The sequence below is a fragment of the Candidatus Defluviilinea gracilis genome (assembly GCA_016716235.1).
GTDB classification, from domain to species: domain Bacteria; phylum Chloroflexota; class Anaerolineae; order Anaerolineales; family Villigracilaceae; genus Defluviilinea; species Defluviilinea gracilis.
Map to the genome: position 1 here is coordinate 574,703 of JADJWS010000003.1, position 25,599 is coordinate 600,301.

At 45.8% G+C, this 25,599-nt stretch carries 19 protein-coding genes; all 19 read left to right on the forward strand.

The annotated features are described in order from the left end of the window. The first annotated feature begins 137 nt into the window (after positions 1–137). The 19 genes from IPM31_16600 to IPM31_16690 all read left to right on the forward strand — a co-directional run bounded on the left by IPM31_16600 (position 138) and on the right by IPM31_16690 (position 25,403). On the forward strand, positions 138–7,034 hold the full coding sequence (locus IPM31_16600; GenBank protein ID MBK9008597.1) for a DNRLRE domain-containing protein: 6,897 nt from the start codon (positions 138–140) through the stop codon (positions 7,032–7,034). 2 nt (positions 7,035–7,036) lie between these two features. Continuing rightward, the gene (locus IPM31_16605) at positions 7,037–8,308 is read left to right on the forward strand and encodes a hypothetical protein (GenBank protein MBK9008598.1); all 1,272 of its coding nucleotides are present in this window, start codon (positions 7,037–7,039) and stop codon (positions 8,306–8,308) included. Continuing rightward, entirely contained in the window at positions 8,293–9,150 is an 858-nt protein-coding gene (locus tag IPM31_16610) for a hypothetical protein (protein MBK9008599.1), read from the forward strand. Before IPM31_16605 ends, IPM31_16610 begins: the two co-directional genes overlap by 16 nt. Positions 9,151–9,164: 14 nt before the next feature. Next, positions 9,165–9,854 carry a hypothetical protein gene (locus IPM31_16615; GenBank protein ID MBK9008600.1) on the forward strand — a complete coding sequence of 230 codons (690 nt, stop codon included), beginning with the start codon at positions 9,165–9,167 and terminating at the stop codon, positions 9,852–9,854. 312 nt (positions 9,855–10,166) lie between these two features. Next, positions 10,167–10,961, forward strand: coding sequence for a PD40 domain-containing protein (locus tag IPM31_16620; protein ID MBK9008601.1), 795 nt, complete (start codon positions 10,167–10,169; stop codon positions 10,959–10,961). A 7-nt stretch (positions 10,962–10,968) separates the two neighbouring features. Further along, positions 10,969–11,736 carry a hypothetical protein gene (locus IPM31_16625; protein MBK9008602.1) on the forward strand — a complete coding sequence of 256 codons (768 nt, stop codon included), beginning with the start codon at positions 10,969–10,971 and terminating at the stop codon, positions 11,734–11,736. After that, positions 11,733–12,326 (forward strand): hypothetical protein, encoded by a 594-nt coding sequence (locus IPM31_16630; protein MBK9008603.1) that lies wholly within the window; start codon positions 11,733–11,735, stop codon positions 12,324–12,326. Before IPM31_16625 ends, IPM31_16630 begins: the two co-directional genes overlap by 4 nt. Before the next feature lie 120 nt (positions 12,327–12,446). Further along, positions 12,447–13,400, forward strand: coding sequence for a hypothetical protein (locus IPM31_16635; protein ID MBK9008604.1), 954 nt, complete (start codon positions 12,447–12,449; stop codon positions 13,398–13,400). A 25-nt stretch (positions 13,401–13,425) separates the two neighbouring features. Then, entirely contained in the window at positions 13,426–14,787 is a 1,362-nt protein-coding gene (locus IPM31_16640; GenBank protein MBK9008605.1) for a hypothetical protein, read from the forward strand. A gap of 10 nt (positions 14,788–14,797) precedes the next feature. Continuing rightward, entirely contained in the window at positions 14,798–15,853 is a 1,056-nt protein-coding gene (locus tag IPM31_16645; protein MBK9008606.1) for a PD40 domain-containing protein, read from the forward strand. 82 nt (positions 15,854–15,935) lie between these two features. Then, on the forward strand, positions 15,936–17,351 hold the full coding sequence (locus tag IPM31_16650) for a hypothetical protein (GenBank protein MBK9008607.1): 1,416 nt from the start codon (positions 15,936–15,938) through the stop codon (positions 17,349–17,351). Continuing rightward, a complete protein-coding gene (locus IPM31_16655; protein MBK9008608.1) occupies positions 17,348–18,022 on the forward strand; it encodes a hypothetical protein in 675 nt (224 codons plus the stop codon). The genes IPM31_16650 and IPM31_16655 overlap by 4 nt, the downstream gene beginning before the upstream one ends. Continuing rightward, positions 18,019–18,291, forward strand: a complete 273-nt coding sequence (locus tag IPM31_16660) for a hypothetical protein (GenBank protein MBK9008609.1) — start codon at positions 18,019–18,021, stop codon at positions 18,289–18,291. Before IPM31_16655 ends, IPM31_16660 begins: the two co-directional genes overlap by 4 nt. 25 nt (positions 18,292–18,316) lie before the next feature. After that, positions 18,317–19,681, forward strand: coding sequence for a hypothetical protein (locus tag IPM31_16665; GenBank protein ID MBK9008610.1), 1,365 nt, complete (start codon positions 18,317–18,319; stop codon positions 19,679–19,681). 2 nt (positions 19,682–19,683) lie between these two features. Further along, positions 19,684–20,949, forward strand: coding sequence for a hypothetical protein (locus tag IPM31_16670; protein ID MBK9008611.1), 1,266 nt, complete (start codon positions 19,684–19,686; stop codon positions 20,947–20,949). Positions 20,950–21,018: 69 nt separating this feature from the next. Next, the gene (locus tag IPM31_16675) at positions 21,019–22,116 is read left to right on the forward strand and encodes a hypothetical protein (GenBank protein ID MBK9008612.1); all 1,098 of its coding nucleotides are present in this window, start codon (positions 21,019–21,021) and stop codon (positions 22,114–22,116) included. Between the two features lie 160 nt (positions 22,117–22,276). Beyond that, the gene (locus IPM31_16680) at positions 22,277–23,200 is read left to right on the forward strand and encodes a PD40 domain-containing protein (GenBank protein MBK9008613.1); all 924 of its coding nucleotides are present in this window, start codon (positions 22,277–22,279) and stop codon (positions 23,198–23,200) included. Between the two features lie 36 nt (positions 23,201–23,236). Continuing rightward, positions 23,237–24,844, forward strand: coding sequence for a polysaccharide deacetylase family protein (locus tag IPM31_16685; GenBank protein MBK9008614.1), 1,608 nt, complete (start codon positions 23,237–23,239; stop codon positions 24,842–24,844). Positions 24,845–24,878: 34 nt separating this feature from the next. Continuing rightward, positions 24,879–25,403: a hypothetical protein gene (locus tag IPM31_16690; protein ID MBK9008615.1), complete on the forward strand. Its 525-nt coding sequence runs from the start codon at positions 24,879–24,881 to the stop codon at positions 25,401–25,403. Positions 25,404–25,599 lie beyond the last annotated feature (196 nt).

Here is a 25,599-nt window from a genome sequence, read left to right on the forward strand (position 1 = left end):
CGGCAGGCGACCTGATTTTCCAGAGGTCATACTCATCGGGCGCAGTGAATTCTGCTGGGGTTTTAGGGTACGGCTGGACTCACAACCACGACGCTAAGCTCATCTTCCCTACCGATCCGGGCGGGATGGAAGGATATGTGCTTTTCCAAAGTGTCCTGGGAAATCAATTTCTTTTCAAGATCGAGGCGGATGGAAGTTACAGTCCGGGACCCGGTGTCATTGCAACACTTCTAAAATCCACGACTGCGCCGATAACCTATACCCTGACCGATACTCAGCAGGCTATTTTCAAGTTTGATGAAAATGGCCGCTTGATATTGCGCGAAGACGCCCAGGGACATGCATTTGATTACGACTATGATGCCCAGGGTAAATTAGTAACGGTCAGTTCCGATAACGGAGCGCGCTTCATTCAAATTAGTTACGATCCCCAGGGTCGCATTGACTCTGTGAGCAATCATGCAAACCAGGTGGTCTCTTACACCTATGATGCTGCCGGAGATTTGGTTTCCGCCACCGATGTGCTGGGGCAAACCTGGGCGTATCTGTATGATTCCGAACACCATATGACTCAGGCGACCGATCCGGCAGGTAAAGAGACCGTTAAGACGGAGTATGATGAACAGGGCCGCGCCAACCGACAGTTCGACGGTGAAGGAAACCTGATCGTTTCAATTATTTACAACAGCGATGGAAGCACGTCTGTCTATAATGCGTTGGGGCAAAAGAACGAACATCAATACAACGAACACAATCTTGCAACAGAGACTGTTGACCCGCTCGGCAGGATGGAAACCAGGACGTTCGATCCTAATTTCCGCCCAACAGAGATCACCAATGACTCGAACCAAACGCTAGAGATGATTTGGAGCGCGGACGGCGTCAATTTATTATCGAAGACCGACCCGGCGGGAAATGAAACAACCTACATGTACGATTCCCTACACAATTTAACTTCGACAACTGATGCGCGAAACTTCACGACCAACTACACATATAACGGAAAGTTATTGATGGGCAGTGAAGATCCGCTCGGAGGCGAAACCACTTACACATATACCCCCGAAGGATTTTTGGAATCTGTTACTGATCTGTCTGGTCGAGTAACCTCATACGAATACGACACCTTCGGTCAGCGCATTTCGATGACCGACCCGAGCGATAATACATGGGAATACACCTATGATTCACTTGGGAGGCTGATTGATACCACTGACCCACGCGAACGTGTAACTCACAATGAATACAACGCGGCAGGGCAATTGATCCGTGTGACGCAAAACTATGATCCAAATCGTCCGCAGAATGGCGAGAACGTATATAACATCGTTACGGTATACGAGTATGACGCCCGCGGCAACCAGATTTCAGTTACTGACACATATGACCGCACGACACAATATGTGTACGACGACGCGGATCGCCTGATCCAGACAATTGACCCGGCAGGCAGCGCCACAACGAATGCATACGATACCTCCGGGAGGTTGATTTCTACGACAGACCCGCTTGGAAACACAACAGAATATGAGTACGATGCGGCTGGCAGGCTCATAAAAACGATCAATGCTTTGGGTTTTCACTCAGGCGCCACGACGTTCAATGTAAGCAATAACACTTCCACCGTAACGGATATGCTCGGGAGAGCAACGGTCTTTCATTACGATGAACTTGGAAGAGTCGTTGAGGTCGTCGATCCTTTAACTCAATCCACGACGATCACGTACGACGAGAATGGCAACGTCATCGCGCGTACGGATCAATTAGGGAGAACAACCCAATATCAGTACGACGAACTGAATCGCTTGATTCGCACCATTGACCCCAATGGCGGAATCACCGAGACTGTGTATGACCCGGTGACCGGATACCGCATTACCACCATAGACCCGTTGGGCAACCAAACTACCTATATCTATGACGATGCTGGGCGGCTGACCGCCACAACAGACCCGTTGAACCGCACGACGCAAACCGTATATGATGTGTATGGGCGGCGTATCGCGACCATTGACGCGGAGGAGCGCGAAACCAGCTATACCTACGATCTGCTCGACCGCGTGATCGCAGTGACCGACGCGGATGGCAACACCACAAACACAACGTATGACGCGCTTGGGAATGTCTTATCGCGCGCCGACGCCAACGGTAATACAACCACAACCACGTATGACGATTTGTATCGCCCACAGGTAATCACAGACGCGAACGGGAATCAAACCACGAACACCTACGACGCGGCGGGAAACCTGATCGCCGTAACGGATGCGCTTGGGCACACCACAAACTATACCTACGATGAACTCAATCGCAGAAAGAGTGTGAGCGACCCGGACGGAAATACAACTGAATGGTTCTATGACTCATTTGGAAATGTATTTGAGGTAGAGGATGCCAACAACGTCGTAACCCATTACCTATACGACGCCTTGAATCGACAGACAGCCGTTATTTTGAATTACCAGCCTGGAGTTCAGGCAGACGCGGACACGAACGTCCGCTATGAGTTTGTTTACAACGCGGTTGGCAATCGCATATCCGTAAAAGACCCGAACGACAATGTCACCGCCTACGGATACGATCCGCTCAACCGCGTCATCCAAAAAACGGACCCGCTCGATAACACGTGGCTCTATGCCTACGATCTGGCGGGCAACCGCATTTCTTCGACCGACGCAAAGGATCAAACCATTGGATATACCTACGATGACGCGGGGCAGTTAATCATAATTGATTACCCGGGCACGGAGCCCGATGTGACCTTCACGTATGATCTCAACGGGCAGCGCATCGGAATGACCGACGGGCTGGGGGCAACTACCTGGACGTATGACAACCTCAACCGCCTGATTTCCGTTACGGATGCCAACGGCAACACGATCGGTTACGGTTACGACGCGGTTGGAAACCGCATTGCACTGACCTATCCCGATAATAAAACTGTTTCGTATGCATACGACGATGTAAATCAACTGACAGGTGTGACAGGTTGGGATAACCAGAGTATTGGGTATGGGTATGACGACGCTGGGCGGTTGACCTCCGTCTCGCGACCTAATGGAATTGAATCCCAATATTCGTATGATAACGCGGGGCGGTTGATTGGGCTTGACCATGCGTTGGGTGTTGAACCTTTGGCTTCCTATGATTATCTGTATGACGCGGCTGGCAACCGCATTCAAGCGATTGAAAATGTGAACCAGCCTGAATTGCCGCCCACGCCGACCCCGACCTCTACAAACACGCCGACGGAGACGCCGACTTCTTCTTCCACGCCAACGCAAACCTCTACGCCCACTTCCACTTCCACTTCCACCCTCACCCCCAGCCCCTCTGTTTCCGATACGCCGTCTGCGACAGCGACTCAACCAACACCCACCGGAGAGGGGAGTCTTACGCCAACCGCCACGCAAAGCAGTAACACATTGGTTCTCCAGCCCAATGCTTCCTCAGGCATGGACACCTTCATGATGAACGTTAACCCCACGACGAATTTTGGAACAGTGAATGAGATGGGCGTGGGCGAAGCCAATAACTCATTGAATACCGTTGCGCGGAGCCTGATCAAGTTCGATCTGTCGTCCATCCCCTCGAACGCTGTCATCACCTCGGTTACGCTATCGTTGTGGACGAACGCCGACTACTCCAGTAACGGTCGCACGATCCGCGTGTTCCGCTTGAAAGTCCCGTTCAATGAAACGCAAGCCACATGGAATATCCGCGCCAGCGGCTCGAATTGGCAGACCGCCGGCGCAAGCGGCGCGAACGACCGTGAGAGTGTGAGTATCGGTTCGGTTCAAATCCTTGCAAATGAACCGCTCAACACCGAGAAGCAGATCGCGCTGGATGCCGTCAAGATTCAGGAGCTGATCAACGGCGCGTTCACCAACAACGGTTTTATCATCATTGCCGATACCGAAATCAACGATGGGTTCACCTACAAAACGTCGGACCATGCCACCGCGTCCCAGCGACCGAAACTGGTTGTGCAATACGCTCTTCCGTCCGCTACAAACACTCCCACTGTTGCTCCGACCCCAACAGTTACTTACACACCTACAATTCCCCTGACGCCTACCATTACGAATACGCCCACTAACACCCTGTCCCCGACTCAAACCTTCACGCCCACCGCGACGAACTCCAGCGGTTTCCCATCCACCTCCGTACTGGATAATTTCAACCGCGCTAATGGACCGGTTGGCAGCAACTGGCAGGGGAATACCGGCGGTTATAGCATTGTATCGAACCAACTCGATGTGACAGGCAGTAGCCATATGGCATGGACTGGGGGTCCCTATGGCGCAGACCAAGAGGTGTATGTCACATTTGTAAATGTGGACCCGGATGGCGGCGAGCAGGATCTGCTGTTGAAATCACACAGCGTAGGCGGAGATACCAATGTGCTTGAAGTTTGGTATAACGCAACCGATGATGTGGTTAAAGTAGTAACCCATGCATCTTCTCAGGGCTGGGTGGAGCATGGCGCGCCCATTCCCGTCACCTTCAACAACGGCGACCAGTTCGGCGCGCGCGCCTTTGCGGACGGAACAGTCGAAGTGTACAAGAATGACGCGTTGATCGGCACACGAAATGTGAGTTCGTGGCCCTACTACGATGAAGGCGGGCTCATCGGCTTGTGGTTCATTGACGCAACCGACGCCATTCTCGACAATTTCGGCGGCGGGACTATTACAGCGGGACCTGCTCCCACATTCACCCCCCTTCCCCAAACACCGTTTGGTGGAACTGCGCGGACGATCCCCGGTATCATCCAAGCCGAAGACTTCGACAATGGCGGCGAAGGGGTTGCCTATCATGAAACCACCTTGCAGAATCAGGGCGGAGAATATCGCACCGACGAAATGGTGGATATCGAAGTGGCTTGGGATCCGACAGGTGGATACAACGTGTTCTGGGCAGAAGCCGGTGAATGGTTGGAATATACCGTGAATGTAACCACCAGCGGAACCTATTCGTTGGATTTACGGCTCGCCAACCCAGACCCCGGCGGCATGTTACATGTAGAAGTAGACGGTGTAAACGTGACTGGTTCGGTCGCCGTCCCTCAAACGGAGCATTGGCATGCGTGGCAAACAGTGACTGTCAACGGCATTTCGCTTGCGGCAGGGGAACACATCGTCAGATTGGCGTTTGATACCAATTCGTCCAATGGCTGGGTAGGCAATATCAATTACATGACCTTCAGCCAAACGGGTTCGATGACTTTGCCTCAACTGGCTGGGAACTTTGCGCCTGTCAGTTTCAAACTCCCAGCGCCTGCTCAACAAACATCATCGTTGATCATTGACTACGCCTACGATCCCCTCAACCGTCTCACGAGCGCAAACTACAGCGACGGACGCAACTTTGCTTATACCTACGATGCCTCAGGCAATGTGTTGGAACTGGAACAGAATCTCGGACCCGGCACGATCATCACGGCATATACCTACGACGAAGCGAATCAACTCAACACCGCGCAACAAGGCAGTACTACTTGGCAATACACGTATGACGCCAACGGTAGTTTAATTTCAGACGGTGTGAAGAACTATACCTACGATTCTGCGAACAGGCTGATCGAAGTCAGTGACCAATCAATAACGACCACACTTTCTTACAATGGATTGAGTCAAAGACTCAGCATGGATGCGGCTGGTGTCATCGCGCAATACGTCATGGATGGGGATACACCATTAACTGCTGAATCTGGTGGAAATACCACTTTCTATTCGTATGGTCTCGGTCCAATAGGAGAGAAAACTAATACGTGGAACTTTGCTCTGCCAGATGGATTGAATACGCCCCGTCAGTTAACGGACATACAAGGCGATGTAACCCTCTCAACCCGCTATACTCCTTGGGGTGGCGCTCTCGATTTGTACGGTACAGGCAACTTTACTTACGGTTATCTTGGCGGAATCTTGGACGGTGCCACGAACCTAATCTATGTGGGGAATGGTCAATACTATGATCCATCAACGGGTAGATTCCTAACTCGCAACGTCAATCCTGATAGCACGAATCCTTATGTTCCTTGGAATCCCATTGGAGCAATACTTGGACCCTTGGGACTGATTGCGTTGGTCTTTGGTAGAAAACGCATGCGCGGCAAGTGGGATACGGTAATTGTCCTTGTGTTGCTTGGAATCACAGTGGGAATAGGTGTGGTTGCTTGTGCGCCCGCGCCAACTCCGCCCGCGGGCTCTGCCAATACAGTGCCTCCAGCTATGCCTGTGCAGAATCAAACGCCTGTACCTACCGAGCCGGGAACCATCCCTTTCTTCCCAACAGGAACACCAACTGCCCCTATTGAAACGCCAATCCCAATACCTTGCCCGACTCCGATATTCACTGGAACCCCAACCTTTAACTTAGAGCCTTGGAAAATGGATTGGGGCTATGAGGAGGAGACTGGCAGCCTTGGATACGATTCCACTTCAAACAGCATTTTGCAGTGGGGAACAGATAACAGCGAACCGGCGCGTCAGAAAAAGGCTGAGAAAGTACATGAATGGATATGTAAAAGTGGTGGATTTTGGGGTCCAGGGTGTCCGGATGAGATAACCTTAGCCGCTTGGATACTATTCGAAGAAGGTGGCGTTCTTTCTGCCCCAGATCAAAAAAACATGTCCGGGGGAATTTACTATAGATTTAGCAGATGGGGCTTTAACTCTTTTTCATTGAGAGCATATACAGCTTTTCTTAATCCCGTAAGAGACGATGTTTTCGATGAACGAGATTGGAGGTCGCTTACTGCTCCAGGAGTGGATATGTCGGGATATAAGCAGATAACAAACGAAACATATTCAATACCGTACAAAGGCCCCAGGGATCTCCGAGGCAAATATTTATACTGGTTCGACCAGTCTGAAATGGACAAGGTCAATGTAACTGAGCCGGATTTGAAGCCGTTTGGAGAATATACAAGGACTACTAGAGTAGATGGCCTGCCGTTTTACTTTACCGGAATTCCCAATGTGTTCAAGTGTGGAACTCAAGGCGGCAGTGCTTGTGAGGTACAACCATAGTTATGAAACGTTATATCTTTTTGACCTTAATGCTTTTACTTTATGGATGTGTTTCGCGAACAAGCTATCCCAAAACACAGCCACCCGCAACCGCGACTTCATTGCAAACGCTTAGTCCGCTCGATGCTAGCGGCTCATCAAAATTAGCAACTTCTTCGCCAGAAACATCGTTTTCCGTGACAGAAAGTTGTCCATCAGATCGATATGCTCTAGATAAATATTCTGGTTTTTCATCAAACGCAAATTTAGTCGGGTTGATTGACAACAAACTCATACTAACCAATATAAGTACTGGTACTACTGATATGTATGACGAAATTGTAATTGATAGAAAGCCTTTGATTTCGAGTATAGATGGTAAGTACATAGCGTATATGACTATCAACGGTAGCAAGAAGACGCTATGGGTGTTTATGCCTTCATCTCGTAGTTCGCCTAAATCTTATCCAATACCATCCGAAACTGTTTCAATAAGTTGGATCGCTAGCGATAAAATTGCATTGTGGAACTACCCTGATTCATATGGATGTCAGCAATATAACGGTTTTTTTGATCTAAATACGGAGGTTATTACTCAACCTGCAAACAAGATACCTGAGTTAGATCCGACAAGATGTAGATTGCTCCCATCCATTAGCGAAAACGGTTTAAAAGCCCTGTATCCTTGGCAGATACAAGATTTAAATACTGGCGCTATATCAGAGATTCATCTAGCCGATAATGTTGCTACCGATCCTCCGCGCTATTATTTAGATTGGACAAATGACTCAATTTCTATTATGTCCTTTAAGGAAAACTTACTCTCCTTTCAGTTAGACTTAACAACGAGTGATTTGAATGATCAGCCCATCAAGTTGCACACTATTCAACTGCCCGCCTTTGCCACAAAAGATTACTATTGGATATCGCCCATAATTGGATCAAATATAAGAAGTTTCGGCTGGGATTTAATTGGCTCAAGCGCCGACGCCCCAAGCAATTATATTAATCCAGACAATGGTAATTTACCGACAACCTTTTATGGGATCAATTTAGATATAAATCAATTTACAAATTACTGTTTAGATCGAAGTGTCCCATTTGATCCGGACAAAGCAAAATTTGCCAAAACAGTGCAACAGGGCTACTTTTCTCCAGACGGTAAATATTTAGCGTGGACTATATATAGCAATGCCGACTATACCCCTCCTATTGAAACACAAGTATTAGACCTTGAAACTGGTGTGGTAATAGTAATAAAGGATTTAGAAACATTTGGATGGATCATTCCATAAGATTCGTTTCTGTTGGTATCTCCGCTTACTACACCACACAACAAGGAGACCCTTCATCAGACTCAGGGCAAGTCTGGCAATATATATACGACGCCAATGGTAGTTTAATTTCAGACGGTGTGAAGACATACACGTATGATTCTGCGAATCGGTTAGTGCAAGTCAGTGATCAGTCATCAGTGACCAGTTTATCCTACAACGGACTCGGTCAACGCCTGAGCATGGACGCGGCAGGCGTGATCGCCACGTATGTTCTAGATGGCGATAGACCTCTCACCGCGGAATCCAACGGCAACACCACTTTTTACTTGTATGGTCTCGGCGCAATTGGCGAAGAAACAAACTCGTGGCGTTACTCCCTGCCTGATGGAACAAACACCCCGCGTCAACTGTCTGATGTGAGCGGTGACATTACCTTCTCGGCGCGGTACACTCCTTGGGGTGATACGCTTGATACATTCGGGGCTGGCGGTTTCACCTTCGGCTACCTCGGCGGCGTGCTGGATGCGACTACGGGATTATTGTATGTTGGCAATGGGCAGTATTACGATCCCGCCACTGGTAGATTCCTGACGCGAGATGTTTACCCGAACAGCCCCAATCCGTATGTGCCGCGGAATCCGCTGGGGACGATATTGGGTCCGCTGGCGGTGGTGTCGCTCTTCTACACGAGAAGGAAGAAAGGTAGCAAGGCCGGCACGTTCTTGGTGTTGGTATTGGCGCTCGGATCAGTGGGGATGACTTTGGCGGGGTGTGGAGGAGAGCAGCAACTTCCTGCTGGTCAAGCTACAGCAACTATTACGCCGATTAATACTCAGACCCAGTTAGTGGAAGCAACCTAGCAAACGGTGACAGTATGACTCTTGTTGTACCGGTTACACCTACGACGACGCCAAGTTATTTTTGTATAGCTGCAACAGTAACCCCTCCAGATCCTACTATTGACCCCACTCATCAATGGGATATATTAGATGATCCTGAACAAAGGCACTTCTATTTTAAACAATCAGTCTTTAGACATAAGAATGAATTACCCCCAGAAATTCCTGTCGAGCTATTAGTAGCTATGGGTTGGGCTGAAACAGGAGAAGCTCATTATTGGAACAATGATTATATTCCTAGTATTGGCTTACGTGATGGCATTCTACAGGTTACAGAGGCAAGTGGATTCCATGAAAAATGGGCGCGGGATAACCAAAACGGTGCTTTATACAATAATACTCCAATGGGAATTGAGTCTAATGTTATTGATGCAATCTCCTATTTGCAATATTTGAGCAGCAACATTGATTCCTATACTATTGGTTATGGAGAAGCATTTAACGATATTGAAAATTCACGCACTGTTAGAATTCTGCTTCACTATAATGGTGGACCGAATCCAATTTTAGTATATAAGAATAGACAAGGAAATCGAAATTACTTGAACAATGTTGCAAACATGTTGGAAGCTAGGGTCCCCGGAGATGTTGGGTGTGGAGATTCTGGACTTGTTGCATCCTTGAGAAAAGGTCAAGATATTGTGAACAACTTAGTAGGACCGTAAGGTAAGAGAGGAAATTATGTATAAAATTCTCGAACTAAAACTTGGGCGTCTCTTGTTTGTTTTGGCATTTCTGGTTACAGGTTGCCAATCTGTTGAGCCATCTTTCAATATAGTGTTCACAGCTGATCTCAATGGGAATCAAGATATTTATCGCATGAACTTGAGTAGTAAAACGCAGAACGCCTGACATATACACCAAATGTTACAGAACAGCTACTTCACGTATCTAGGAATGGGAAAGAAATCCTTTTTGATATCTTAGACAATAGTGGAGTTTTACCTAGAAGAGTCTATATTCTAAATACTCAAGATATGATTACAAAGAGTTTAACGGATGACCTTGATATTCTAAGTTACCCGGGTTCTTGGTCACCCAATGAAGAGCAAATTGCTTTTCTAACTCGAGATAGACAGTCATCCTTGATGCTTATGGATGCTAACGGTACTAATTATGTAGAAATCCCTTTATCAATCCGTAATGCTCCAACTTATCAATACCCCACGCCCATTCTTGACTGGACAATGGATGGAAAAAATATTATCTTTTCCGCAGGAAATTTTTTCTCAGAGCCCCCCCTTAAACAACATGTATACATTGTTAGACTAGAAGATTTTCAAATTAGGCAAATAACTGAAGCATCGCTTGGATTATGTGGAAATCCTATACGATCACCAGAAGACAATAAGATTTTGGTAACTTGCAAACTTGACTCGGCTTTATCATCAATATCATCACTTTATGTAATAGATTTGGATGACCAATTTGCAGCGCCAATAAGAATTGGACCTAGTGATACTTCATGTTTTGAGCCATCTTGGTCTCCTGATGGGAATCAACTTGCCTTCGTGTGCGATAAGGTAACTGATCTGATGGGGCTTTTTATCACTGATTCTGTTGGTAACGGAATTCACGAGATGAAATTAGAGAACTTCGCTATTCTAAAAGAGCCTGTTTGGTCGCCAGATGGAAAACAAATCGTCTATGTAGCTGGAGTTGATTCTGGACATACAAATATTTATTCGATTTCTCCCGATGGCTCAAACAACCATCCTGTAACGAATCAAGAAGCTTTTTATAGTATCGTGGCAGTTTACCCGTTACCCTAGACTTTCTATGTTGTCGCGCCTGAGCATGGATGCGGCAGGCGTGATCGCCACGTATGTGCTAGATGGCGATAGACCTCTCACGGCTAAGTCTGGCGGTAACACAACTTTCTATCTGTATGGTCTCGGCGCGATTGGCGAAGAAACCAACGCATGGAGTTACTCCCTGCCCGATGGAACAAACACCCCACGCCAACTGTCTGATCTGAGCGGTGAGATTACCCTCGCGGCGCGCTACACTCCTTGGGGTGATACGCTCGATACATTCGGGGCTAGCGGTTTCACCTTCGGCTACCTCGGCGGCGTGCTGGATGCGTCAACAGGATTGCTGTACGTTGGCAATGGGCAGTATTATGATCCGTCAACAGGCAGGTTCCTGACGCGAGATGTTTACCCGAATAGTCCCAATCCGTACGTGCCGTGGAATCCCATCGGCACGATTTTAGGTCCGCTAGCTGTGCTCTCGTTGTTCTATGGTCGAAAGAAACAGAAGAGCAAGTGGGACACGCTGATTATTCTTACGTTGCTTGGTATATCAATGGGCATCGGAGTGGTTGCCTGTACCCCTGCGCCAACATCACCATCTAGCTCTGCCAATACAGCACCAGCGATACCTGCACAGACTCAAACGCCTGTGCCAACCAACCCGGGAACTGTTCCCACCTTCCCAACTGGAACGCCACGGCTCCCGTTGAAACGCCAACGCCGATTCCCTGCCCAACGTCAACATCTACACCAATGTCTACTAGGGATTCATTACTTAATCTTTATGGTGTGAAATTAATAGACAGCGAACTTACATGGTCAGCGACTAATGAGGACAACGCCCGGATTGCAACGGAAGCCATAGCGAATAGGATAGGTTCGGCAGAAACTTTTCGTTCTAAGTTTAACGCAACTCCATCATCACCCATATATCTAGTTATGGGTAAACAAGATGTCGGCGATATAAATATAAGTGAATTTTGCGAAAATAATAATGATGATGGCGGATGTACAACTGGAAAACGTATAATAAACTTTAATTCATTATCTAGGTGGAATGATGGTTGTACTGCCCAACATAATATTGTTCATGAATTTGGCCATATATACAACAATGTTAATAATGGCACGCCAGCTTCTAAAATGGCCGATCTATCTATAAATCCAGAAGACTTTGTCACTAATCGCAAGGAAATAATCAAACCGAATGTTGATTGTTCCTGGGTACTCAATGATGCAATGACCCCACAGGAAACATTTGGGGACTTCTTCGTGGCTTGGACATATGATCAATGGCAAGAACCCCTTGTAGATAATTATCAAAACTTAACTAGGTCAGGAAAAGCCAGGCAATGGATGAATAATTTTATGGGAACTCCTTGATATGAAGATCTTTACTTCGCTAAAAAAGCATCGAAATGGAGCCTTAGATTTTGACCGAACGGTTAGAGCCGCTAATACAGTTTTGAAATTTGCTGATGATCTTGAAAAAATGGAGACAAAATGTTTAGTCGAACATTGTTTGTTACTTGTTTTCTATGCGCTGCCTTAGTTATCCTAAGTGCGTGTAAAACAAACGATACAACACAAGATACGAAGACAAAAGTTCCTAGTATTGGAACAATTGTTGTTGAGCCAATTGTCCCTACAACTACTGCAATTGAAAATTCACATCTTACAATAACGCCTTCACTTCCAAAGGATGATGCATATCTCTTGTTAGTTGATTTGCTTAGAAATAACAAGGGGTGTGATCTCCCCTGCTGGTGGGGAATTACGCCCAGTATCTCTTCCTCTTCAGATGCATATACCACATTAGTCACTTTTAAAAGCATAGCCTACGATGGGCTTCTTTATCCTACGGGTGGAGTTATCGATATTACATATCCTAAAGATGAATTACTCACAAAGATTAATGTGAAATTCCACTCTGATTCTAGTGGGTTAATAACTAGAATGTTGAAAATCTCCACGCAAGTTCTACGTGACCTTGGCAATAGAAGTTATGAAGAGATATACGATTCTTCTTCTTATATTGAATTGTTAAATTCTTATTCCCTTGCTAATATATTGGCCAAGTATGGACGCCCTTCTCAAGTTTTATTGAGGGCAGACATTTACAACTACACACAGTCAAGAGAAACCTTTGAAGTTACACTCCTGTATCCAGAAAAAGGAATATACGTTCGTTACAATTCTGTTGCTGAAAGAGTGGCAAGTAATATTATCGGTTGTCCCTCTATGGCTTTTGTGGAGCTATGGTTATTGTCGCCAGATGATAAAGATTCTTATGATGAATTTCTTTCAGTAAATGACGCTACATGGGAAGGTAATTTTCCATATACGAAACCTGTAGAAGAAGCTGCGTTAATGACAGTTGAAGAGTTTTACCAAACTTTTAGAGAACCTACCAATAATTGTTTGAAAACCTCACTAGATATTTGGCTAGAACAATGATTCAAGTTGGGATTTTTAAGTGTAGATGACCTACAACGGACTCGGTCAACGCCTGAGCATGGACGCGGCAGGCGTGATCGCCACATATGTTCTGGATGGTGATCGTCCTCTCATGGCTGAATCTGGCGGTAACACAACTTTCTATCTGTATGGTCTCGGCGCGATTGGAGAAAAGACAAGCGCATGGAGTTACTCCCTGCCCGATGGAACAAACACCCCGCGCCAACTGTCTAATCTGAGCGGTGACATTACCCTCGCGGCGCGGTACACTCCTTGGGGTGATACGCTTGACACATTCGGCACAGGAAACTTCACCCTCGGCTACCTCGGCGGCGTACTGGATGCGACTACGGGATTATTGTACGTTGGCAATGGGCAGTACTATGATCCCGCTACTGGCAGGTTCCTGACGCGCGATGTGTACCCGAACAGTCCCAACCCGTATGTGCCGTGGAATCCGCTGGGGACGATACTGGGTCCGTTGGCGGTGGTGTCGCTTTTTTACACGCGCAAGAGGAAAGGAAGCAAGTCTGGAACGTTCCTGGTTTTGTTGATTGTGCTCGGCGGTATGGGGATGACTCTGGTGGGGTGTGGGCTTCCAGCTGGTCAAGTGACAATAACTGCTGTTTCGACGCCGGGATCTCCAATAAATTACACCGCAACCTTTGATAATGGACTTACAGTTACTGGCACGCTACCCGCATCAAACGGCATGCCAACAGACGTGTTGGCGGTGCCGTGTCAAACACTAGAACCATCAACACAGACGCCAACGCCGACGCCTACTCCAATAATAGCTCCTATACCTAGCCCAGCCTGCATATATGATTGTTATGACTCCTATCTCACCTATGCTGCAGTGGTAAATCAATTGGGCCGTATACCGAGCATGGAAGAAGTTTTGTATATGACCGCCGACACTGAATACACAGCTTATTCTGGTACCGAAGATTTCGGGCAAGAAGGACTGGCTCGAACCTATTATTCCGTTTGCTATGTGAAAGATTATGTCAACGGCTGTCAAGATGATGAATTTTATAATTTTCTCGCTGGTTACGAGCCTTGGTCAGATAGAAAGCTTGACAATAATAAAAAGACGCCTACGGAGCGAGCACAACATCTGATCAAGGCACTCGGCAGTAATAAGGACTGGCTATGGACAGATGTAAGACAAATTACAGATTTTAACTACGCCAATCCATTAGGATGGACCCAAGGAAAGATCGGAAACCAACCATGGCAATGGTTTGGTCCTTTCACACCGAGTAAAAATTGTGCCAAAAACGTAAAGCCGAGCATAAGTATTGATGTTGGGAATGGGCTTGTGTTTTGGATGCTAACCGCTGACGGGAATGATAAGTTCCAGAGTTATTGCCCAAATAAATAGGAATAAATATATGAAGCACTATAAACAGATTAATCCAATTCTTTTGTATATATTAATCATCTGGATGGTTGGCTGTTCCTCACTGACAACAGAAAAATCGAATACTTTTATAACTGAAGCCGTCTCAACGCAATCGACAACTTCTTTTTCAGCAAATCAGTTTCAATTAACGTATATACAAAACCACGACAATTCTGGTGAACTATATATATCCGATGTCAATTGCATGACACAGGATAAGGCGTGTTTTGGCGAACCGAAATTGTCATTTGCTACTTTAACTATGCCAAATAGTGATGAAAATAAGCCAAGAGGCTTACTCACAGATTACAGTTGGTCGCCAGATGGAACTAGAATCGCCCTCACTTCAACCGGAGACATATTAATAGGCGACATAAAAGCGCAAAGTTGGGTCAATATAACAAACAGTTCTGATGTTGATGAATATCAACCTAAGTGGTCGTCCGACGGAAATTCTATTTACTATCGTGCTTGTCAGCGCACAACAGAAGGAAACTATGGAGGACATGGTGCCTGCCGTCTCTATCGCGCTCGTCTCACAGGAGAGGTGCAATTCAATTTACTCAACTCGAGGATTGATTACTACAATTCTTATGATGTATCGCCTGACGGTCAACAAGTCGCGTACACTTTGACAGATAATCAAGGTTACGATCAGATCTATCTAGCTGACATTAATGACTCAGATGGCCGTCAGATCACGGAAGGGCCAATGAACAACATAACTCCATCTTTTTCTCCCGATGGTAAGAAAATTCTATTTGTACGTCTTAACGAGTCTGAGGGTGTAAATTCACTGCTACAGTCTGATCTTGTTATGAAAGACTTAGATACAGGAGAAGAAAAAAACCTTACTCAAGAGTTCGAAGGTGATGTATTCTCACCTGCTCTTTCACCCGATGGAAAATGGGTTGCATTTACTTCTTTTGATAAGGAGTTAAACAGCAATATTTTTGTTGCTTCGCTTGGTCAATCGGTTGTGATTCAAGCCACTCATGGTAATCAAGATGCTGTTCCTTCCTGGCGATTATCCTTGAAACAATAAATAGTTCCTGAAATTAGTAGTTGTTCAACTGTTTGTGTCAAGACGTACCCATATGATTCTGTGAATCAAGTGATAGAAGTCGGTGAGCAATCTCTCCTACAACGGACTCGGTCAACGCCTGAGCATGGATGCGGCAGGCGTGATCGCCACGTATGTTCTAGATGGCGATAGACCTCTCACAGCCGAATCAGGCGGTAACACAACTTTCTATTTGTATGGTCTTGGCGCGATTGGCGAAGAAACCAGTGCATGGAGTTACTCCCTGCCCGATGGAACAAACACCCCGCGCCAACTGTCTGATCTGAGCGGTGACATTACCCTCTCAGCGCGGTACACTCCTTGGGGTGACACGCTAGATTCTTTTGGCACCGGTAACTTCACCTTCGGCTACCTCGGCGGCGTGCTGGATGCAACCACTGGGTTGTTGTATGTTGGCAACGGGCAGTATTACGATCCGGCAACTGGGCGTTTCTTAACCCGCGATGCAAATCCGAATAGCACAAATCCTTACGTACCTTGGAATCCGATTGGAGCGATACTGGGTCCGCTGGCGGTAGTTTCGCTTTTCTACAGGCACAAGAAGAAAGGAAGCAAGGCTGGAACATTCCTAGCCTTGGTGCTGGTGCTTGGGTCAGTGGGGATGACGCTGGCGGCTTGTCAAACTACAACATCTGGATATGATGTAACAGTTACCCCGTCTCCAGCTCAGCCGAACACTTATACGATTACTCTGACACCAACGACAGTGCCAGGTTCAACCCCTGCACCAACAGGAACACCCATTCCGACGATTACTATAACTTGTACCGTAACTCCGGTACCAACATCAACTTTATTACCGCCGCCAGCGAATCCTACTGAATCGCAAAGGATAGAATATATCAATTCTTTCGGGATTACGCTTGAAGGTAATTGGACTGGTAGATATCTCTTAAACTTGTGGGAAGCCTTATTTGATCATATTGGCTATATAAATCTGAAATACTGGATGGGAGGGCAGAAAGCGACCATAAAAACAGCGGGGGGCGCAGATTGTCCAGTAGATGAAAACGGAAAAAAGAGAGAATACTGCTATTATGGTGAAACGCCCTCTACTACAATTTACTTTTACGCTACGAATATGGTTAATCCAGTCGTAAATATGTTGCATGAAATGGGACATTTGGTAGATAATCTTTGGCAAGATTATTTTACAAGCAAATTGAAAAAAACAACTTTTACGGACGTAGACGGTAAATATTTGGCTGGCTGGAATACTACATCTTATTCTTATGCGTCCTTGCCAAGAGCCATAGTTAAATCCGAGGCATTAATAGCATCCCCGGCTGGCGGAGGAGATGCATGGCAACAAGGAGGTGGCACTCCACATTGGGAAGATTGGGCAGACATATTTTCTAATTCTATCCTTCTCAATATCAACAAGTCAAATAGCCTGGGCAAGCAGATGGATACTTTCTTTAGAGAAATGGAAAGCCATGTGATGGGAGGCGTTCCATGAAAAGATATTGGTATAGATATACATTGCTTTGTTTGTTCATTGTAGGCTGCGCCATGGCCAATGAACTTCCCGTCACAGTAACGGTTACAAGTGCTACAACGCCTTCCAGTGCGATGATAGGGACTTTGCGTCCCTCGCCCACATTTACCCCAACACTTTATCGGTTTGTGCTCCCCTTGATTACGATGTCATCTCAGGAATCTGAAAGCGCCCTGTTAGAACTCTTGAAAACAAACGGCGATTGTGCAGGCAAATGTATTGCGGGTATCCGCCCAGATACTATGACAGTGCAGGATGCCGCGCAAAAGCTGTCGCAATGGGGGCCAATGAGTATATTTGAGAACCCTAACGGAGAAACATATATTACCCTTGATCAAAATCCGCTCTATGGACAGGTGGCTGTGTATTTATCTATTGGAACATGGACAAAAAAATTAGAGACCATTGACCGCGTACGTATTCGGATTCAAGATTCCTCAGATATTTATCTGAGAGAAGATGCTTTATTGGCATACCGTGATACATTGCAGGGGTTTAGTTTGGACAAGCTTCTCAAGGCATATGGTGTTCCATCATATGTTGGTTATGACTTTACAACAAACGTTCAGGCGGGATCGCCATTGGAGGAAGAACCATTTTGTATGCGATGCATATACAATATGAACAAATGAATTTGGAAATACTTATAGGCGCATTGGCATACTATGATGGAGAGGCCCTGTTTTTATGCCCATCAAAAGACCCTCACTATCTGTTGATAGAAATAAATCCCGAACGCCCTTTGGCGGAATTGCAAAATATATTCCCTGTAACATGGGAAGCACTGACTAAAAAGGATTTGAATGCATATTATCAGACGTTTACAAGCGACAATGCCTTTGACATGTGTGTTACAACAAATCTAGAGCAAATCCAAACCCTGCAACCAAGTTTTCGTTGACATCAAAAACCCCTCAGAGAATTTCGTGCAACTGGATGCTCACAATGGCTTGAAATGGGACAGGCAAGCCAAGATGGAATACAACGGACTGGGTCAACGCCTGAGCATGGATGCGGCGGGCGTGATCGCCACGTATGTGATTGACGGTGATAGACCATTAACAGCAACCTCAAACGGCAACACCACCTTCTACCTCTACGGACTTGGTGCCATCGGCGAAGAGACAAACGCCCTTCGACAAGCTCAGGACAGCGCATGGAGTTATTCTTTGCCCGATGGAACAAACACCCCGCGTCAACTGGCTGATCTGAGCGGTGAGATTACCCTCTCCGCGCGGTACACTCCTTGGGGTGATACACTCGATACATTCGGTATTGGTAATTTCACCTTCGGCTACCTCGGCGGTGTGCTGGATGCGACTACGGGATTATTGTACGTTGGCAATGGGCAGTATTATGATCCGTCCACGGGCAGATTCCTAACGCGGGATGTTTACCCGAATAGCCCCAATCCGTATGTGCCGTGGAATCCGCTGGGGGCGGTATTGGGTCCACTGGCGATGGTGTCGCTTTTCTACAGCCGCAAACGGAAGCGTGGCAAATGGGATACGGTAATTGTCCTTGTGTTGCTTGGAATTACAGTAGGAATGGGTGTGGTTGCTTGTGCGCCCGCGCCAACGCAATCTGCACCTACTCCAGTATTGCCTCCTCCTAATGTAACTATCATTCCCGCGTCTACTCAGACTTCTTCCCCGACTGCGCCTCCTGCACCGACGATTGGGCCAACCCAAACTCCATGTCCGCCCCCATTCACGACTGATAATTCGTGGGGAAATAGTATCGCTCAGAAGGAAGCACATGTGCAAATGCTTATACCGGTACTCTCGAGTTATCAAGGCGAGAAATGGTGGGAAGGTGATTATCCGACAATGCAAGAGTGGGTTGCCTATTTGATCTATGCGGAAGGTGTAAATTTGGTTAACCGTGAGGATAAGAAACTGATGGCATGGATCTTACTTTATAAAATCCCCAATTCGGGCATAGCAGAATATACTCCTACAACAAATCCAGACGTTAGTACGGGTTATGAAAGAAATAATTTCACTATGAGCGATTGGAACAAACTAATTAATCCAGATCGATTGAAATTGGAGGATGCGTTCAAAATTATTCAAGAATCCATGACAACATATAATACAAAGGAACGTCCGTGGTATCTTTATTGGGTTTCACAGGATGAGATTGAATTTGCCGAAGGAATCACTAAAAGGGAGATTAAGTTCAACTATAAACATCATAATGCGCCTACTTGGGATGGTAAATACTTGGAATTTCTCCAGGCATATGAAGATTGGTATAAAGTGATATACCCAACGCCACCGGAGAAGTAAAAATGAGGACAACTTCTTTGTTATTGCTCGTGGCTGTTTCTGTGGGAGCGTGCTCTACGCTGCCCCAGAATACTGTCAATCCGTCGGCTACGACTGTTATGGTAACGGAAACTGGCACAACAGTCGCTCAAATTGCGCCTTCAAAAATTGCGACAGCAATACCTGATGTAACTACCCTTCAGGTAGAAAATTTCGATTTCTCTAACCGCGTTGTTGAGTTGTCCGATCTTAAATTAAAACCCACAACACGAATTTTGGTCCTTGACCCAAAATCAGATCAGGTTTTAGCAATCTCAGATAATTCCATCGACCCGGTCTTTAGCATACAATCAAAGGCAAATATACTCCGTAGTGGAATAAGTATGAGTCCCGACCGCCGTTGGTTCGCTTATTTAGTGATAGACGAAGGTTTCAACATATGGATAAGCTCTGTTGATGGCACTCAGCATTTTGTGGGTATAAAAAACGCCATTGGATCATCTTTTCGTTGGTTGAACAATGAAAAAATAATTGTTTATGATAGGCGAGGGCTTGGGTTAGATTGTCCGAGTGAAATGCAGATCTTCAATCCATTTTCAGGAGATGTAAATAATGTTCCAGATATTTCAACTCAAGGAAGTCAATACTGCTTTCCGATACCTTATTTTAATCCAGATTTTTCTCAAGTAATGTATCTTAATAGTGAACTAGGCTGGCAAATATACGATTACAGAACTCAAACATCCTATTCTGTCTTGCCGGGGTTAAACACAAGTCCGGGTGGTGAAAAATCTTACTTCTACTGGGGAAAAGATGGTCTGTCATTCGCTATACCTGATTCAGGTAAAATCACCTACGCATTTGATTTGCCCGATACTGCATTTTTATCTAAACCAACTGTAAGCACAATTTCACTCCCTAAAGGCATGGTGAATGAGAATGCCCTGTTTACATTTTGGATACCAGAAGACCAAATCATCGGATTGGATCTTGTTGCGACTGGCGAAAAGATTTTTTTGGGTTGTGACATCCCACAGACTTTTGCAACGATCAATTTGGCAACTCGGACACTAAATAATTACTGTTTGAATCGATCTTTGTTCTATGATCAAATTGGTGGTGCATGGTTTATGTATATTTCAGCCGACCATCGTTTCGTCGGTTGGACGATTCGCGAATTGCCAAGTAATGAAGAGCCATTAGGCGTTGTAATACTGGATACTGAGACAGGTAAGTTGAGTTACTTGGAGGGCTACGAACTTTTGGGATTTGGAGAATTGGGTCCATAAATTGCGAAGTATAGAAATCCGATTTGACCAACTACTGGTTCGTGAATTTTGATAGAACTGGGACACGAGATGGGCTTCAACGGACTAGGTCAACGCCTGAGCATGGACGCGGCAGGCGTGATCGCCACGTATGTGCTAGATGGCGACAGACCTCTCTCTGCTGAATCTGGCGGCAACACAAACTTCTATCTATATGGCTTGGGAGCGATTGGAGAGAAAACAGATGCTTGGAGTTTTGCTTTGCCTGACGGGACAAACATTCCACGTCAGCTAACCGACGCCAATGGAGAAATAACATTGGCGAGTAGGTATACACCTTGGGGAGATACTCTAGAGATTCGTGGCGCTGGCAACTTTACTTATGGTTATCTCGAGGGGATATTGGATGTGGCCACGAATCTGATCTATGTGGGGAATGGACAATACTACGATCCTACAACTGGTAGATTCTTAACAAGGGACGTAAACCCAAACAGCACGAATCCTTACACTCCTTGGAATCCAATCGGTGCAATCGTTGGTCCATTGGGGGTGATCTCGGCGTTCTATAGTCGCAAGAAGAAGGGCGGCAAAGGAGGAACGTGGATTGTTCTATTGTTGGTTACAGTGACAGTAGGAATGACTCTATCCGCCTGTGGAGGTGGCAATGGAACGCCTCCGTCGCCAAGCGTACCACCCGCTGTTCCTTGTCCAACACCTGCAACCAGCACACCTGCACCAACATCGACACCTTCAGCGCCCTCGCAGACACCAACACCACCCGTAACCTTAGAATGGTTTAGCGAAGATTTTAAATTAACCTATTATCATTATCCTTTGGAAAATGACCCAGTATTTGTTAATGATCCTTTGGGTTATCTTGTTAATGTAAAATTTTCTTATGGGTATCCTAATCCCGAGTATCATCAACATCGATATAGTTTTGTTTATGATCTGCAAAAAGGAGTCGTTAAGCAAGGGACGGGCATTACAGCCAATAATCAATATATTACTATCGATCACTTTACAACACTCAAACACTATAATATTTCGAATATAAACGATGTAAGGGTGGACGACTATTTCTTCTTGTATGAAGAAGGCGGAGCATATGCCCACTCTATACCATGGAAAACTGTTGGAAACAGAGATCCCAAGACTTCCTCCTGGAACAAAAATAATCATTGAGAAGTACAAGGAGTTTGGGGAGTTTACAGTAACTGATACTGGCACGTTATTAGCAGATCAAAATCATGTGGACATCTTTGTAGGTCCTATGCTTTGGAACGATGTCATTCAGCTTGGAAATGGCGCGCCTAAATCGAGAGTTGCCATAGTGAGGTGAGCCATGATCCCAAAGAGAGTATTTCTTACGTTAGTATTATTTGCTGTCGCATCGATAGCAATTGCAAGTTGTTCTACGTCTCAAGTATATGGAAAGATTGCATTTGTATCAAATCGAGATGGAAATTTCGAGATTTATGTTATGGACTCGGATGGCAACAACCAGGTTAATCTTACAAGAAATCCCGCCGACGATTCCTCACCTGTATGGTCACCTGATGAAAAAAAAATTTCTTTTGCGAGCAATCGAGATGGAAATTTCGAAATATATGTTATGAACGCAGATGGATCTAATCAAAAGAGATTAACCAACAATAAGGCAAATGATATGCCATTGGCTTGGTCTCCAGACGGAAAATATATCGCTATTCTCTCTAATCGCGATGACGTTATAGTAGACTCAAACCGGGGTATTACAAAGTCTGAAATCTATATCATGAACGTAGATGGTTCTAACCAAATGAGATTAACTAATGATCTAGACCTCTATCATACGATTTCTTGGTCGCCAGATGGTAAGAGTTTTGTAATTTGCTCTACTCCTAGGGCGGCCAGTGGCGCATATTATTTTGATGAAATCTATATTTCATTAGTATCTCGCAAGGAGATACTAACTCAAAGTACATCAAATAATTGCGATCCAGATTGGTCGCCGGATGGAAAGCACGTCGCGTTTGTTTCTAATCGAGATGGTCAATCTAATATCTACATTATGAATATAGATGGAACAGATCAATCTGCCTTAACCGATGATTCTTCTTATAATATAGATCCATCTTGGGCGCGTAATGGGCAGTATATTGTTTTTGCATCAAGACGCGACGGTAACTACGATATTTATGTGATGAATACAGATGGCACAAAAATTATTCAATTAACAAACGATCCTGCGGACGATTATATGCCTACTTGGTCGCCAGTACAGTGATATTCCTTCGCATACACCTACGACGCCTTGGGCAACGTGCTTGAACTGCAACAAAACCTCGGTCCCGGCACGATTATCACGACCTACACCTACGACGAAGCGAACCAACTCAACACCGCGCAACAAGGCAGTACTACTTGGCAATATACATATGACGCCAATGGTAGTTTAATTTCTGATGGTATGAAGACATACACATATGATTCTGCGAATCGGTTAGTGCAAGTCAGTGATCAGTTATCAGTGACCAGTTTATCCTACAACGGACTCGGTCAACGCCTGAGCATGGACGCGGCAGGCGTGATCGCCACGTATGTGCTTGACGGTGATCGTCCTCTCACCGCCGAATCCAACGGCAACACCACTTTTTACTTGTATGGTCTCGGCGCAATTGGCGAAGAAACCAGCGCGTGGAGTTACTCCCTGCCCGATGGAACAAACACCCCGCGTCAACTGTCTAGTCTGAGCGGGGAGATTACCCTCTCGGCGCGCTACACTCCTTGGGGTGACACGCTTGATACATTCGGCACTGGCGGTTTCACCTTCGGCTACCTCGGCGGCGTGCTGGATGCTACTACAGGATTGCTGTATGTTGGCAATGGGCAGTATTATGATCCGTCCACTGGCAGATTCCTGACGCGCGATGTAAATCCTGAAAGTACGAACCCTTATGTGCCTTGGAATCCTATAGGAGCGATTGTTGGTCCACTGGGGCTGATTGCACTGGTATTCGGAAGAAAGAAGAAAGGATGCAAGGATGGAACATTCCTGGTGTTGTTAGTAGTGCTTGGAAGCGTGGGAATGACCATTGCGGCTTGCTCTCCCGCGCCAACTCCTGTTCCCTCGCCAACAATACCACCGTCAATGCCGACTCCTTCTCCGATTCCATCACAAACACCGAGCCCAGCTGCGCCTCCATCGCCGACGCCGACACCTACATACAGCTGTCCACAAATATTCCCACCAGGACAAGGAGGAATTGCCTATATTACTATTGATGACGGCCCAGGTTCTTATACGGGTGCTGTGTTAGACGTGCTTGCCAAATACCAAGTCAAAGCTACATTTTTCTTGGTGGGTAAAAATATAGAACAATATCCTGGTGAAGTTCAACGTATCAAACAAGAAGGACATGCCATAGGTGTCCATTCTTGGTCTCATCCAAATGGACCAGCTCCTGCTCCATTTTGGAATAATCTTTCCACAGAGCAACAAACCAAAGAAATATATGATACGCAACAGCTTCTAGAGAATTTGACTGGAAGCAAAATCAATTTGTTCCGCGCACCAGGTGGTGCCGCTACAACTGCCAACATATCACAATTCTACAATTACAATTGGTCTCACGATACCTTCGACTATTATCTTCCTAACGGCGATCCTCAGGTAGTTGCAGATAATGTTTTCAAGGGAGTATTTACTAACTCCATTCCAATCGGCGAAGACGGACGAATCTATACTCAGGGTATTTCTATTGATGCGACGGGACACCCTCAACCAATTGTATTGATCCATTCTATTCATCCGGTTGATCCCCCGGCTCTAGAACGACTGATACTAGGATTTCAAGAACGACATTATAGTTTCGGAATACTGCCAAGGCCGTGCGATAGCCCAGGCACAATAACCCCCATTTCTTGGTAGCATGAATGCCGCGTTTAGACTTAGGCAGTCAAATATGAAAATCAAAATCTTTACATCAATATTGGCAACATTGTTTTTGGTGATAAACTCATCATGTAGTGCAGTTTATCCAACGACAACTATTACGAAAACAAGTACATCTCCCGATTCCATTCGTGATTCCTACAACGACGCACGCGAGAAATGGAATACTGGAGGAGTCGTAAATTACAATATTACTGTTGATGTATTTTCTTCCATTTTGCCTCCACCGTGCCAGATGATTGCAACTTTAGTTGTCATGGATAACAAATTATTTTCAATCCAAGAATTGGTTACACCAGTTACTATTGAATTGCCCGAGAACCAGTCTATTCAGAATCCAGAGTGCAGTGATTATGAAAGATACACAATTTCGAATCAATTTGAGTTTGTAGAGGATATTTTAGAGAACAGTTTATCCTACGAAATATCCTCTATAGAATTCGATTCGGATTATGGGTATATAAGTCATCTTGTCATTACTACGAAAGGCGAAGCTTACAAAGAGGTCCTGTTTACGGATTTCAATATTAGATAAGTAGTCATTGCCTGAGCATGGACGCCGCAGGCGTAATCGCCGCGTATGTGCTGGATGGTGACAGACCTTTGACAGCAACCTCAAATAACAACACCACCTTCTACCTCTATGGTCTCGGCGCGATTGGAGAAAAGACAAGCGCATGGAGTTACTCCCTGCCCGATGGAACAAACACCCCGCGCCAACTGTCTGATCT

Excerpts from the sequence above, each read along its gene's own strand:
- IPM31_16655 (MBK9008608.1), top strand. The coding sequence starts at position 17,348 with ATGAAAAGATATTGGTATAGATATACATTGCTTTGTTTGTTCATTGTA.
- IPM31_16625 (MBK9008602.1), top strand. The coding sequence starts at position 10,969 with ATGTTGTCGCGCCTGAGCATGGATGCGGCAGGCGTGATCGCCACGTAT.
- IPM31_16660 (MBK9008609.1), top strand. The coding sequence starts at position 18,019 with ATGAATTTGGAAATACTTATAGGCGCATTGGCATACTATGATGGAGAG.
- IPM31_16680 (MBK9008613.1), top strand. The coding sequence starts at position 22,277 with ATGATCCCAAAGAGAGTATTTCTTACGTTAGTATTATTTGCTGTCGCA.
- IPM31_16675 (MBK9008612.1), top strand. The coding sequence starts at position 21,019 with ATGGGCTTCAACGGACTAGGTCAACGCCTGAGCATGGACGCGGCAGGC.
- IPM31_16605 (MBK9008598.1), top strand. The coding sequence starts at position 7,037 with ATGAAACGTTATATCTTTTTGACCTTAATGCTTTTACTTTATGGATGT.
- IPM31_16690 (MBK9008615.1), top strand. The coding sequence starts at position 24,879 with ATGAAAATCAAAATCTTTACATCAATATTGGCAACATTGTTTTTGGTG.
- IPM31_16640 (MBK9008605.1), top strand. The coding sequence starts at position 13,426 with ATGACCTACAACGGACTCGGTCAACGCCTGAGCATGGACGCGGCAGGC.
- IPM31_16645 (MBK9008606.1), top strand. The coding sequence starts at position 14,798 with ATGAAGCACTATAAACAGATTAATCCAATTCTTTTGTATATATTAATC.
- IPM31_16615 (MBK9008600.1), top strand. The coding sequence starts at position 9,165 with ATGACTCTTGTTGTACCGGTTACACCTACGACGACGCCAAGTTATTTT.
- IPM31_16620 (MBK9008601.1), top strand. The coding sequence starts at position 10,167 with ATGATTACAAAGAGTTTAACGGATGACCTTGATATTCTAAGTTACCCG.
- IPM31_16635 (MBK9008604.1), top strand. The coding sequence starts at position 12,447 with ATGTTTAGTCGAACATTGTTTGTTACTTGTTTTCTATGCGCTGCCTTA.
- IPM31_16670 (MBK9008611.1), top strand. The coding sequence starts at position 19,684 with ATGAGGACAACTTCTTTGTTATTGCTCGTGGCTGTTTCTGTGGGAGCG.
- IPM31_16610 (MBK9008599.1), top strand. The coding sequence starts at position 8,293 with ATGGATCATTCCATAAGATTCGTTTCTGTTGGTATCTCCGCTTACTAC.